Raw genomic sequence first — 13006 nt, forward strand, 5'->3', positions numbered from 1 at the left:
GACGTACCAATCGTTCGACTCCGCTCACGATGACAGCACGGGCCACATCTAAATACTAAATACTCCATACTAAATACTATTCACCTCCCTTTCTCACCCCTTTCTCACCCCTTTCAATCCCCTTTGCAAAGGGTGCTAATAGGGGAGACCTACGCCTATAAATAAGCAGTAAAAACACCATCCCCCAAACCATTCCCTATTTTGTTTATTTAATGTCTTATTTCCGGGAAAAGGTCTTCTTTTCCCATCTTCCTTTGTACATTTGTATAGTTAAAATTTATAGGATGACCTTAGTTCAATTAGAATATATTATTGCAGTAGATACCTATCGTAGTTTTGTGGCCGCCGCAGAAAAGTGTTTTGTGACCCAACCTACCTTAAGCATGCAGATACAAAAACTGGAAGAATCCTTGGGGGTAAAGATCTTTGACCGCAGCCGGCAGCCTGTTGTACCCACGGAGGTAGGCGAAAAAATCATAGAGCAAGCCCGTACCGTTTTAACGGAAAGCAAAAAAATCAATGAGATATTGATGGCCGAAAGGGGAGAGCTGACCGGCGATTTAAAAATCGGTGTCATTCCCACGGTAGCCCCTTACTTACTGCCTAATGTCATTTCGAATTTCCTGAAAAAATACAGCAAGCTTAAGCTGCATATCTGGGAATATACCACCGAGCAAATTATACAGGAACTTAAATTGGGGACCTTAGATTGCGGTATCCTTTCAACGCCACTGCATGAGCCTTCCCTTCAGGAAACGCCCTTATTCTATGAAACCTTCGTGGCCTATGTTTCCGAACGTAGCAACCTCTATGGCAAAAAAGCTTTGGGTTCTGATGAAATATCGGAAGATAAACTCTGGTTGTTAAATGAAGGACATTGTATGCGAGGGCAGGTATTAAGCATCTGTAATTATAAGCATAACCATAGCCTTGAGGGTACCTTTGATTACAATACAGGCAGCGTGGAAACTTTAAAACGAATGGTAGACCTCAATGGGGGCATCACGATTTTACCGGAGATGAGCATCCTAAACAATAATGAGGAGGAAATGCAGCATATCCGTTATTTCCGCGCACCGGAACCTGTTCGGGAAATCAGTTTAGTGACGCCCATCAATTATGTAAAAAAACATGCCATCAACATGTTGAAGAATGAAATCTTGCAGATTGTGCCCGAGCGCTTTAAATCTAGAAAGAAAAAGGAGATTATGGGGTTCTCCATCTAAATAACTAACATTAAGGGATATTAATCCCTTAATGCCAATAATTTACTCACGTATTTTCCGATAATATCAAACTCTAAATTCACGGTTTGACCTACCTGCAAGTCTTTTAAGTTGGTATGCGATAAAGTAAAAGGTATAATAGCTACAGAAAAGCTATTACGTGCTGAATTAAGCACGGTTAAGCTAATGCCATTTACGGTAATCGATCCTTTTTCAACGGTGATATTCTTCGTCCCCGGCTCATATTCAAAAGTAAAGATCACACTACCATCCTGCGGTTCTGCAGCAATACAAATAGCCGTTTGATCCACATGCCCCTGAACGATATGGCCATCAAGTCGGCCTCCAATTTGCGTACAACGCTCCAGGTTTACCCAGTCACCTTCTTTCAATTCGCCCAAATTGCTTTTTTCCAAGGTCTCCTTAATAGCCGTTACCTTGTGGATACCAGGCTCCATTTCCACCACGGTTAAACAAACCCCATTATGGGCTACACTTTGGTCCACTTTTAATGCATCGGAAATATCCGATTGTATATAAAAGTGCAGGTTCGATTGCTCGCTTTCTATTTTATGGACGGTACCTATTGTTTCTATAATTCCTGTAAACATCTGTTCTATTTGTTTTATTCAAAGATACAATATCCCTTTTTAATGCCCTAGAGCGATATTCTTAAAAAATATTAAAAAATATTTGCATATGTGTAAATTGTACACTATCTTTGTGGTATCATAATTTAGGTTTATAATTGGTTATTAAAGGTTTTCATTCTCCCCGTTTGAAAACCTTTTTTTTATGCAATTAATCTTCTCATTTCTAGTTAGTTAATATTTTTATTTGGGCGTACTGCGCCTAAATCCCAAAATAAATTTGTGAATATCGAAAGAATTTATCTACCTTTGTCTTAGGTTTAGGTTGATTACCTCGATAAGAGGTTATTTTTAAAGCTTGAGCGATCGCCCGATTGTCTCAAGCTTTATTATTTTATTACAAACCTGACTTTCCTAGAAAAACAAGTTTAAACAGCTACAACAGGGGATAGGCGATAAAATTACCGCCATATTAAGCCTTAAGAAAGTATGGTGATTAGCCTTTTTTCTTGCTTAAAGAGGAAAGATAGATATACCCGCAAGCACCCGAGAATAAAGACCCGATTAAGACCGCAAATTTAGCTTCCTCAATAAATAAAGGATCCTTAAAGGAGAGCATGGAAATAAAAATGGACATGGTAAAGCCGATTCCACCAAGCATACCAACACCTACCATATGTTTCCAGCTTGCTTCTTCCGGCAGGTTGGCCAATTTAGATTTCACACATAAGTAGGAGGTCAGGAAGATGCCGACCGTTTTCCCGAGGAATAGACCTAAAATAATGCCTAAGCCCAAAGGCGAGCTGAGGCCGCCGACCATTTCCTGATGCAAGGTGATATTCGTATTCACTAATGCAAATAAAGGAATAATCAGGAAGTTCACCGGATTTACCAAGGCATGTTCTAGTTTCTCTAAAGGCGACTCTTTATCATCTGGTGTGGTTGGCAAAGTCATCGCAACCAATACCCCGGCAATGGTAGCGTGGATGCCCGAGTGATGGATAAAATACCAGATAAATAAACCGGGCACTAAATAGAACCATATATTTTTAACCCCAAAGCGATTAAAAGCTATTAACAAGGCCATAAGCCCTGCCGCATAGAGTAAAAAGGTATAGTGTAATTCGGAAGAATAGAAGATGGCAATCACCAGAATGGCAAGCAAATCATCGACAATGGCCAAGGCCGCCAAGAATATCTTTAAGCTGGCCGGCACGCGTTTCCCTAGCATGGTGATAATGGCTAAGGCAAAGGCAATATCGGTGGCCATCGGGATTCCCCAGCCATGATGGGTGGCCTGATCCCGGTTGAAGCCCGTAAAGATTAGGGCCGGAACAATGGCACCGCCAATAGCAGCCAATATCGGCAGGGCAGCATTCTTCGGTGTAGAAAGTTCGCCTTCCACCAATTCGCGCTTGATCTCTAAACCCACTAAAAGAAAAAAGATGGCCATCAAACCATCATCTATCCATCCTTTTAACGTGTATTTCAGCTGAATTTGCTCGTTCTCAAAGCCCACAGTCTGTTGGAAGAATTGATTAAATCCTTCAGCCAAGCTGCTGTTAGCAATGATTAATGATAGAATAACACAGGAAAACAATAAAATTCCCCCGGAGGTATTGGACGATAAAAACCGCTTGAATACCGTTAAATTGATGAGCTTATTCATGCCTATAATAAATGCAGTTACATGTGATCTTTGCGGCGTAAAGATAGAGAAAAGTTCGGTAGGGAAGGGAAAATAAGGTTTTTAAAACTGTAAAAATTCGAATAGAAAACCGCTGTAAATCAAAAAAAAGCACCTTTAAATCCCTGTGGTTAAGCCGATTTAAAGGTGCTTCATTGTATAAAGCTGTTTAATTAACTTTTATAATTAAACCATTTAATTAACTCTTTGAAACTAGCCTTTTTACCGTACATCAATATCCCTACGCGGTAAATGCGTGCCGCAGCCCAAGTCGTCACAATAAAAGTGGCTACCAAGACAACAAACGACAGGATAATTTGCCAGGTGGGCACCCCAAAAGGAATACGAACCAACATAGCGATAGGAGAGGTAAAAGGAATGAAACTTAACCAGGTAGCTATGGTGCCATGCGGATCGTTGACCAACACTCCAAAGGATAGCACATAGGCTAACAGCAAGGGCGTGGTGATGGGCATGGTAAACTGATTGGCTTCGGTTTCATTGTCTACCGCCGAACCAACGGCCGCAAACATCGCACTGTAAAGCATATAACCCGCTAAGAAAAACAGGAAAAAGCAGATTAACAATTCCGGGATATCCACGCCGTTTAAGGCCGATTGTATATCCATGGCAAAGGAAGCATCCGACGCTAAATCGCCGGCCTGTGCTTGCTGCTGCTCTACCATCTGATTCTTCAACTCTTCCTTATCAATAAGCGTCGTGGTGGCAATACTGATTAAACTGAAGGTAAGGACAATCCACAGGATAAACTGCGTAATGCCCACCAAGCCAATCCCGATGATTTTACCCATCATTAATTGAAATGGCTTTACTGAGGAAATAATAACCTCAACAATTCGGTTAGATTTTTCTTCAATAATACCGCGCATCACCTGGGCGCCATACAAGAATAGAGACAGGTATATCAATACCGACAAGGCCATAGCAATACCCATGGCAATGCGTGTATCGCTATCCTTCGTTTCGCCGGCATCGGTAATCTCTTTCGCCGATACGATTACCTTAGGGTCGATGTTCTTAATTTGCTCGCCATCTATGCCCAATTGGCCGTACTCGTAGTTTAATAGGATCTTTTCGAGCTGCTTTTCAATTTCATTCTGCGTATTGATATTCGGCTTTCCAGCGGAAAGAAACTCAATCTTCTTAGCCGTATAGAAATCTTCCGGAATAATCAGCAAGTTGGTTTTATCACCGGCCTCCTTAATGGTTTTGAGCTGCTCTTGCAGTTCTTGGTTAGACTTGGCGTAGGTAATGTTCTTATTGTTCGTCAGCAATTGCTGCACAGAATCCGTTTTATCCAATACATACACTAAGGCATTGGAATCTTCAAAGCTCTTTTTGGTGAGGAAAAAGACACCTACATAAAGCCCAATAAAAAATAAGGGCACCAAAAACGTGGTCAATAGAAAGGATTTCTTCTTAACCCGACTTAAATATTCCCTTTGGATAATTAATATTATTTTGTTCATAATCAGTCGTGTAATTAATTATTAAGGGTTACTTTGTCTATAAAGATATCGTGCATGGAAGGGATGATTTCAAAAATCTGATGCACCTGTACCTGTGGTATAAGAAACAACAATACATCGTTTAAGCTTTTGCCTTCTTGGATACGAATGGTTAAATTTTGTTCAACGCCCTGTTCATGTTTAATGATTTCATACAGCTCTTCCTGCTGCGGAATAGGGTCGCCAGCCTGCAAAGGATCGTACGAAATGGTATAGGTTTGGTTTCTATAGGCCTCTTTGATGTCGCGAACGGATCCGTCTAATATTTTGCGCGACTTATGGATAAGTGCAATATTATCACATAAAGCTTCCACCGATTCCATGCGGTGGGTGGAATAGATAATGGTTGCGCCCTTTTTATTGAGTGCTAGAATTTCTTCTTGAATAATCTGCGCATTTACCGGGTCGAAGCCCGAAAAAGGCTCATCCAGAATAATTAAATCAGGTTCATGCAATACCGTAGCTACAAATTGCACTTTCTGCTGCATCCCTTTACTCAGGTCTTCTACCTTCTTGTCCCACCAGGATTCAATCTGCAAGCGCTCAAACCAATACTTTAGGCGTTGTTTAGACTCTTCCTTGGAAAGGCCCTTCAACTGCGCTAGGTATATCATCTGTTCGCCAATCTGCATTTTCTTATACAAGCCGCGTTCCTCCGGTAAGTAGCCGATGCGCTCGACATGCTTCGGCGATAAGGGCTCGCCATCAAAAAAGATGGACCCGGAATCGGGAGCTGTAATTTGGTTAATAATTCGTATGAGTGATGTTTTTCCGGCACCATTGGGCCCCAGCAGACCAAAGATCTTCCCCTTGGGAATAAACATCGACACATCATCTAAAGCCCTATGGTCAGCATATTGCTTCACGATGTTTCGTATATCTAGCATAAAATTGATTTTTGTCGTTAAAATAAGAAAAAAGCATGAATGTGATGCATTTTCTTAAAAATTGAGTTTATAAGGCAAAAGTTTATAGAAATTGTACCTTTGTAGCATGATCGTAAAAGAGGCAGAATTTATATGCAGTAATACCGAGGTAGCCAAGTTACCGCCGGCAAACTTGCCCGAGTATGCGTTTATTGGGAGATCCAACGTTGGAAAATCATCGCTGATCAATGCGATGACCGGTAGAAAGGGTTTGGCAAAAACCTCCCAAAAACCTGGAAAAACACAATTGATCAACCACTTCCTTATTAATAAGGTATGGTATCTGGTGGATTTACCGGGTTATGGCTTCGCGCAAACCTCAAAGAAAAATAGAGCTTCCTGGGAGAAATTCATTCGTGACTACCTCATCAATCGCGAGAACTTACAATGCGTATTCGTGCTGATTGACAGTCGGTTGGAGCCCCAAAAAATAGATCTTGACTTCGTCTATTGGCTAGGGGAGCAGGGTATTCCTTTTCAACTGATATTTACCAAAGCCGATAAGCAGTCGATCGTTAAGTCGGATCAGAATATTGCTAAATTCCGTCGCGCCTTGAAAAAATGGTTTGAAGAATTGCCACCCTTCTTTCTGACATCTTCAGAAACCAAATTGGGATGTGAAAACATCTTGGTAAACATTGATTCCATCAACCAGCAATTTGTGTCGCCGATCGAATAGTCATGAAGAAATACATGTCTTTGGTGCTGTTTGCACATAGTATATTTGCATTGCCCTTTGCTATTATCGGTTTTTTCTTGGCCATTAAAACAACAGATTATCATTTTGAATGGTCTTTGTTTGCCCTGATGCTTGTATGTATGGTGACGGCCAGAAATGCGGCAATGGCTTTTAATCGGTACTTAGATCGTGATATTGATGCCTTGAATCCGCGAACGGCTGTTCGTGATATTCCGGCAGGGCGTATTTCGGCCAAGCAGGCGCTGACTTTTACCATTATTAATTGTGTGATATTTACGCTGGCCTGTTATTTTATCAATGTCATGTGTTTGGTATTGGCGCCGGTAGCCCTATTTGTGGTTTTATTCTATTCCTATATGAAACGAATATCGCCATTGTGCCATTTGGTATTGGGCCTAGGCTTAGGCTTGGCACCTGTTGGGGCATACCTAGCGGTAACAGGAGCGTTTAACCTCATCCCGATTTGTTACGGTTTGGCCGTTTTAACCTGGGTTAGTGGTTTCGATATTATCTATGCTTTACAAGACGAAGAATTCGACCGGGAACAAGGCCTACAGTCTATTCCGGCGAACTACGGCGCCGTGAAAGCCCTGCGTATTTCCGAGGGCCTGCACGTATTGTCGTTTATCTTTGTTAGTTTGCCTGTGTTCTTAATGCCTACAGGTTGGTTCTATTATATAGGCCTGTTATTTTATGGTAGTTTATTGATCTACCAACACCGCATTGTGAGCCCAACAGATTTGAGCAAGGTCGACCGTGCATTTATGACCACCAATGGTATTGCCTCTGTGGTTTTTATGGTCTTCTACCTGTTGGACATCAGCTTTATTTAAGCCGTGAAATTGCTCACTTTTTTAGGAAAGCAATAAAAAATTAATTTGCTTTCCGTTTTGAAATCATTTTCTTTGCATGAAATCTATTTAAAATAAATGGCGAAAAATCTATTGATAGTCGAGTCTCCGGCAAAAGCGAAAACAATTGAGGGGTATTTAGGGAAGGATTTTTTGGTGAAATCCAGCTACGGTCACATCAGAGATCTGGTGAAGACTGATGATGCAATTGATACGGAAAACAACTTTAAGCAGAAGTATGAAGTACCTGCTGATAAGAAGGCGATTGTCAGCGAACTGAAGAAATTAGCAAAAGCTGCAGAAACAGTATGGCTCGCATCCGATGAGGACCGCGAGGGAGAAGCTATTTCTTGGCATTTATATGAAACCCTGGGCTTGAAAGATGAAAACACCAAACGCATTGTCTTTCATGAAATCACAAAACCAGCTATCCTAAAGGCGATTGAAGCCCCTCGGAAAATAGATTTTAACTTAGTAAATGCGCAACAAGCACGCCGCGTATTAGATAGATTGGTAGGTTTCGAGCTTTCCCCAGTATTATGGCGTAAAGTGAAGCCTTCCTTATCGGCAGGTCGGGTGCAGTCGGTCGCGGTTCGCTTAATTGTGGAGCGCGAGCGCGATATTAATCGCTTCGAACCGGAAGCTACCTTTAAAGTAGTGGCCATTTTCTTAACCGGAAAAGGCCGTGAACAGTTTAAAGCAGAGCTACCACAACGCTTTAACACCTCGGAAGAAGCTGCCCAATTCCTAAAAGATTGTATAAATGCTGGTTTTGAAGTTTCAAGTTTAGAAACAAAGCCTTCAAAAAGAACACCGGCAGCGCCTTTTACGACCTCAACCCTGCAACAAGAGGCCAGTAGAAAGCTGGGCTTCTCTGTAGCGCGTACCATGCAGGTGGCACAACGCTTATACGAGGCCGGACGCATTACCTATATGCGTACTGACTCGGTAAACCTTTCTGACACGGCATTACAAGCCGCAAGAGCAGAGATTATTTCTGCCTACGGCGACAAGTATCACAAACAAAGACAATATCGTACGAAGAGCGCAGGTGCCCAAGAGGCGCACGAGGCTATTCGTCCTACATACTTTAATGAACATAGCATTGAAGGCGATAATTCCGAAAGACGGCTATACGAACTCATCTGGAAGCGTGCCATCGCATCGCAGATGTCGGAGGCTGAATTCGAGAAAACTAGTGCTAAAATCGATGTTTCTACCCGAAAAGAAGACTTCCTAGCTACAGGTGAGGTGTTGAAATTCGACGGCTTCCTGAAAGTGTACATGGAGTCTACGGACGATGAAAACGAGGGCTTCGAAGATAACGACTCGGAAAATAAATTATTACCTCCATTAGCGGTGGGTCAAGCTTTACAGCTGAAAAACATGCAGGCCACAGAACGCTACTCGCGTCCGCCGGCTCGTTTTACAGAGGCTTCTCTGGTGAAAAAACTGGAAGAGCTCGGTATCGGCCGACCTTCTACTTATGCACCTACCATCTCTACCATTCAGAATAGAGGCTATGTGGTGAAAGAAGATCGTGATGGTAAAGAGCGTGTTTACGAGGTTATCACTTTAGAAAACGGAGCGGTTTCTAACATGATGAAGTCTGAAATTACAGGTGCTGAGCGTAGTAAATTATTCCCGACTGATATTGGTGTGTTAGTAAACGACTTCTTAGTACAACACTTTAACGGGATTGTAGATTACAACTTTACAGCTACCGTAGAGAAGGAATTTGATGAGATTGCCCAAGGTTACAAAGAATGGACAGATATGCTGTCTAACTTCTACGGACCTTTCCATAATGAAGTACAAGATACCTTAGATAATGCCGATCGTGCTACCCATGAGCGTGAGCTTGGGGTTGATCCGGAATCCGGAAAACCAATCTCCGTACGTGTGGGCCGTTTCGGACCCTTGGTTCAAATTGGTACAGCTGATGATGAGGAGAAACCTCGCTTTGCCTCCTTACGCAAAGGGCAAATGATCGAGACCATCACGCTGGAAGAAGCTTTGGACTTATTCAAACTGCCGAAAAAAGTAGGGGAGTTTGAAGAAAAAGAAATGACGGTGGCTATCGGTCGCTTCGGACCATACATCCGCCACAACAGCAGCTTCTATTCTTTACCGAAAGGTTTAGATCCGTTAGATGTATCGCAAGATCAAGCTATAGAGATTATCCAAGAGAAACGTCAGAAGGATAAAGATAAGATTATCAAGATTTTCGACGAGAATCCTGAAGCAAAGATTGAGAACGGCCGTTGGGGTCCATTCGTTCGCTTCGGAAAACAAAACCTGAAAATCCCGAAAGGAACGGAGGTTGAAAGCATCACCTATGCCGACGTAATGAAATGGGCAGAAGAGGATAGCAAATCGGGGGGAGCGAAGAAAACTACGAAAACAAGCCGCGCCAAAAAGAAATAAGGACATGAAAAAAGATCTGCCTTTAAACTTGGTAGAAGATATTGCCATTGCTGTAGTCTTGGAGTCGGAATCACCAACAGCCAAGGTTTGGAATGTATACCTCGTAAACGAGAAAGATATCCCCTTAAAGAATGTATTGGTTTCTTCCAAAGGATATGGGGAGAAAGACGGCCGTAAGGTCGTGACAACCACATTACGCCATTTTATTGGTGATGTAGCAGGCAGCTCGGCTCAGAAGATCGAAGCAATCGATGTTCAGGTTTTCGGCCTCACCAATGAATACTGGTTAAGCTATTATATCGACGGCACCATATACGATAAAAAGTATATTTTCTTGCCTGATAGCATTGTGGATGAGAATTTAATTAAAATTCCTATTGTGAACAAAGCAGGCGTAATGATAGGAGGCACCAACGCATGAAAGCAGGAAATTTTGTAATTGCTATCGATGGCTTTTCTTCTTGCGGAAAAAGCACCGTCGCAAAAGCCTTAGCGAAGCAGTTAAACTTCGTTTTTGTGGACTCTGGAGCCATGTATCGCGCAGTGACGCTCTACTTCATTCGCCATCAAATTGATATCCAAAATCCGGAAGCTGTAGATCAAGCAATCGAGAATATCCATATAGATTTAGTTCCTTTGCCAGAGAAAACACAGGTATTGCTAAACGGCGAAGACATCTCTGATGCAATCCGTACCATGGAGATTTCCGAATATGTTAGTGAAGTGAGTGCCATAAAGGCTGTTCGCCATGCCATGGTGAAACAACAGCAGGCCCTAGGAGCCAAACGCAACATCGTTATGGATGGTCGCGATATCGGAACAACAGTGTTCCCGAATGCCCACCTTAAGATTTTCATGACAGCCAGCCCTCAGGTACGTGCCGAACGTCGTTATGCAGAGTTAACCGCAAAAGGAGAGGTTTTAACCATGGAAGATGTAAAGGAAAACCTAGCGCATCGCGATCATATCGATAGCACAAGAGAAGAAAGCCCTTTACGACAGGCTGAAGATGCCATCGTATTAGATAACAGTGAAATGAATCAGGAAGAGCAATTGGAATTTGTGGTGAAGCTGGTTCAGGATAGACTGATAAAGCCATAAAAAAAGCGATCCTCGGATCGCTTTTTTCTTATTTCATATTGTCAATTTCGCTTTGCTCGCGAAGCTTGTCAATATTGTTCTTTTCACCGAAGTCATCGGTTTTATCCTGGAATGCTTCCAAGATTTCCCGAATGGCTTCAGAGTTATCAGCAGTACGCTGATAAATTTCTGGAATCTTCGTTTCAATAGTCTTGTCGCCTAATTCGATATTATCGATTTCAACTTTCGCGATTTTCTCTAATACCGCTTGCTGACTGTTTCTAATGTCCTCCAATTCCCTGGATATTTTCTCCATTAAATCAAATTTCTTCAGTTTATCCATAAATTCTTATTCATTAGTTTCTACTTATAAAACGCTCATATTAAGAAATTGTTTTATTTATTGGCTTTTTAACAGTTTTTAAGGAATTAAGGCATCTTACAATTTAATAGGAAGAATAAATAAAACAGCCCTGATATTAACAGCAATCCTGTTTTTTGCATGGGTTATTTCATATGCAATAAAAAAGCACCGAAACCATTTTCGGTGCTTCAATATATTTAGAGTAAAACTTAGAGAACTATAAAAGAAACCAGAAAGTCCCTACAATAATTCTCAAATCTCACATCTCAAATCTCACATCTCAAATCTCAAATCTCAAATCTCACATCTCAAATCTCAAATCTAAACTATTTTCTTCCTGGATAAACAGCCAACGCTTCTTTCAAACACAGTAACGCTTTCTTAAGGTCATCCTGGTTCAATACATAAGCTAAGCGAACTTCATTTTGTCCGGCTCCCGGAGTCGAGTAGAAGCCCGTAGCAGGGGCCATCATCACGGTTTCGTTGTTATAGCTAAACTCTTCCAACATCCATTGGCAGAACTTATCGGCATTATCAATAGGTAATTTTGCCACCACATAGAAAGCTCCTCCAGGATTAGGACAGAATACCCCGTCAATAGCATTTAAGCCTTCTACTAAGGTATCTCTGCGTGCTGTATATTCCTTGGAAACAGCTTCGAAATAGCTATCTGGAGTATCTACTGCGGCCTCTCCAGCAATCTGACCCTCCAAAGAAGGACTCAAGCGTGCCTGCGCAAACTTTAAGCAGGTTTGATACAATTCCTTATTCTTGGTGATGATACAGCCAATACGTGCACCACAAGCAGAATAGCGCTTAGATACCGTATCAAATACCACCACATTGTTTTCTAATCCTTCCAAGTGCATTGGCGATAGGAACTCACGACCATCGTAGCAGAACTCACGGTAAGCCTCATCCGAGAATAGGTAAAGGTCATACTTCAAGCAAAGCTCGCGAAGGGCTTCCATTTCCTCTCTTGAATAAAGGTATCCCGTAGGATTATTAGGATTACAGATCGCGATAGCTCTTGTCTTATCTGTAATTACCTTTTCAAACTCAGCGATAGAAGGCAAGGCGAATCCATTATCGATGTACGACATAATAGGCTTCACAACAATATCCGCAGAGCACGCAAAGCCATTGTAATTGGCATAGAAAGGTTCTGGAATAATAACTTCTTCCCCTGGATTCAAACAAGATTGCATCGCGATGGTAATTGCCTCAGACCCACCGTTGGTTACCAGGATATCACTTGGCGTGATGTTATAATTCAATTTATTATAATATTCAGCAAGCTTCGTACGATAAGAAAGGGTTCCTTCCGATGGGGTATAGGCCCATACTTTAAAGTCGATGTTTTTTAAAGCATTCAACATCACTTCGGGGGTCTCAATATCCGGTTGTCCGATATTTAAGTGGTAGATCTTTTTACCTTCTTTCTTAGCCTGATCGGCAAAGGGGGTTAATTTTCTGATCGGTGAAGCAGGCATATTGATGCCCTTTTTAGAAATTGCTGGCATTATAATTAATTTTCGTTTTTGTTTCCCTCAAAATTACGAATAATCTTCGAAGGAATGCATAGAAATAAGAAAAGCCATACCTGTTCGGTATGGCCTTTCAAAA

General features: G+C 41.7%; 12 protein-coding genes. 6 read left to right on the forward strand and 6 right to left on the reverse strand.

Annotated features, from left to right (window positions below):
* Positions 1–284: 284 nt before the first annotated feature.
* Positions 285–1226 (forward strand): hydrogen peroxide-inducible genes activator, encoded by a 942-nt coding sequence (locus GQF63_RS11835; protein ID WP_160369440.1) that lies wholly within the window; start codon positions 285–287, stop codon positions 1224–1226.
* 20 nt (positions 1227–1246) lie between these two features.
* On the opposite strand, the gene GQF63_RS11840 is transcribed toward GQF63_RS11835, so the two are convergent.
* The 4 genes from GQF63_RS11840 to GQF63_RS11855 all read right to left on the reverse strand — a co-directional run bounded on the left by GQF63_RS11840 (position 1247) and on the right by GQF63_RS11855 (position 5919).
* On the reverse strand, positions 1247–1837 hold the full coding sequence (locus GQF63_RS11840) for a riboflavin synthase (protein ID WP_160369441.1): 591 nt from the start codon (positions 1835–1837) through the stop codon (positions 1247–1249).
* Between the two features lie 475 nt (positions 1838–2312).
* A complete protein-coding gene (gene nhaA, locus GQF63_RS11845) occupies positions 2313–3485 on the reverse strand; it encodes a Na+/H+ antiporter NhaA (RefSeq protein ID WP_160369442.1) in 1173 nt (390 codons plus the stop codon).
* A gap of 191 nt (positions 3486–3676) precedes the next feature.
* Complete coding sequence (locus GQF63_RS11850) at positions 3677–4993, reverse strand: ABC transporter permease (protein WP_160369443.1); 1317 nt, start codon at positions 4991–4993, stop codon at positions 3677–3679.
* 14 nt (positions 4994–5007) lie between these two features.
* Positions 5008–5919: an ABC transporter ATP-binding protein gene (locus GQF63_RS11855; protein ID WP_160369444.1), complete on the reverse strand. Its 912-nt coding sequence runs from the start codon at positions 5917–5919 to the stop codon at positions 5008–5010.
* A gap of 106 nt (positions 5920–6025) precedes the next feature.
* On the opposite strand from GQF63_RS11855, the gene yihA reads away from it, so the two are divergent.
* The 5 genes from yihA (at position 6026) to cmk (ending at position 11037) form a co-directional block, all read left to right on the forward strand.
* Positions 6026–6637: a ribosome biogenesis GTP-binding protein YihA/YsxC gene (gene yihA, locus GQF63_RS11860; RefSeq protein WP_160369445.1), complete on the forward strand. Its 612-nt coding sequence runs from the start codon at positions 6026–6028 to the stop codon at positions 6635–6637.
* 2 nt (positions 6638–6639) lie between these two features.
* Positions 6640–7491: a UbiA-like polyprenyltransferase gene (locus tag GQF63_RS11865; protein ID WP_160369446.1), complete on the forward strand. Its 852-nt coding sequence runs from the start codon at positions 6640–6642 to the stop codon at positions 7489–7491.
* A 96-nt stretch (positions 7492–7587) separates the two neighbouring features.
* Positions 7588–9936 (forward strand): type I DNA topoisomerase, encoded by a 2349-nt coding sequence (gene topA / locus GQF63_RS11870; protein WP_160369447.1) that lies wholly within the window; start codon positions 7588–7590, stop codon positions 9934–9936.
* 4 nt (positions 9937–9940) lie between these two features.
* The gene (locus GQF63_RS11875) at positions 9941–10357 is read left to right on the forward strand and encodes a hypothetical protein (RefSeq protein ID WP_160369448.1); all 417 of its coding nucleotides are present in this window, start codon (positions 9941–9943) and stop codon (positions 10355–10357) included.
* Complete coding sequence (gene cmk, locus GQF63_RS11880) at positions 10354–11037, forward strand: (d)CMP kinase (RefSeq protein WP_160369449.1); 684 nt, start codon at positions 10354–10356, stop codon at positions 11035–11037. The genes GQF63_RS11875 and cmk overlap by 4 nt, the downstream gene beginning before the upstream one ends.
* 28 nt (positions 11038–11065) lie before the next feature.
* Here the strand turns inward: cmk and GQF63_RS11885 are convergent, their stop codons facing one another.
* Together GQF63_RS11885 and GQF63_RS11890 are read right to left on the reverse strand one after the other, a co-directional pair.
* Positions 11066–11359 (reverse strand): hypothetical protein, encoded by a 294-nt coding sequence (locus tag GQF63_RS11885; RefSeq protein ID WP_160369450.1) that lies wholly within the window; start codon positions 11357–11359, stop codon positions 11066–11068.
* Positions 11360–11706: 347 nt separating this feature from the next.
* Entirely contained in the window at positions 11707–12903 is a 1197-nt protein-coding gene (locus GQF63_RS11890) for a pyridoxal phosphate-dependent aminotransferase (RefSeq protein ID WP_160369451.1), read from the reverse strand.
* Positions 12904–13006: the final 103 nt, after the last annotated feature.

The sequence above is a fragment of the Sphingobacterium humi genome (genome assembly GCF_009768885.1).
Taxonomy (GTDB): domain Bacteria; phylum Bacteroidota; class Bacteroidia; order Sphingobacteriales; family Sphingobacteriaceae; genus Sphingobacterium; species Sphingobacterium humi.

Bases quoted from the DNA above. Each gene is read 5' to 3' on its own strand.
- cmk (WP_160369449.1), top strand. From the start codon at position 10,354: ATGAAAGCAGGAAATTTTGTAATTGCTATCGATGGCTTTTCTTCTTGC.
- yihA (WP_160369445.1), top strand. From the start codon at position 6,026: ATGATCGTAAAAGAGGCAGAATTTATATGCAGTAATACCGAGGTAGCC.
- GQF63_RS11865 (WP_160369446.1), top strand. From the start codon at position 6,640: ATGAAGAAATACATGTCTTTGGTGCTGTTTGCACATAGTATATTTGCA.
- GQF63_RS11875 (WP_160369448.1), top strand. From the start codon at position 9,941: ATGAAAAAAGATCTGCCTTTAAACTTGGTAGAAGATATTGCCATTGCT.
- nhaA (WP_160369442.1), bottom strand. From the start codon at position 3,485: ATGAATAAGCTCATCAATTTAACGGTATTCAAGCGGTTTTTATCGTCC.
- GQF63_RS11840 (WP_160369441.1), bottom strand. From the start codon at position 1,837: ATGTTTACAGGAATTATAGAAACAATAGGTACCGTCCATAAAATAGAA.
- GQF63_RS11885 (WP_160369450.1), bottom strand. From the start codon at position 11,359: ATGGATAAACTGAAGAAATTTGATTTAATGGAGAAAATATCCAGGGAA.
- GQF63_RS11890 (WP_160369451.1), bottom strand. From the start codon at position 12,903: ATGCCAGCAATTTCTAAAAAGGGCATCAATATGCCTGCTTCACCGATC.
- GQF63_RS11855 (WP_160369444.1), bottom strand. From the start codon at position 5,919: ATGCTAGATATACGAAACATCGTGAAGCAATATGCTGACCATAGGGCT.
- topA (WP_160369447.1), top strand. From the start codon at position 7,588: ATGGCGAAAAATCTATTGATAGTCGAGTCTCCGGCAAAAGCGAAAACA.
- GQF63_RS11850 (WP_160369443.1), bottom strand. From the start codon at position 4,993: ATGAACAAAATAATATTAATTATCCAAAGGGAATATTTAAGTCGGGTT.
- GQF63_RS11835 (WP_160369440.1), top strand. From the start codon at position 285: ATGACCTTAGTTCAATTAGAATATATTATTGCAGTAGATACCTATCGT.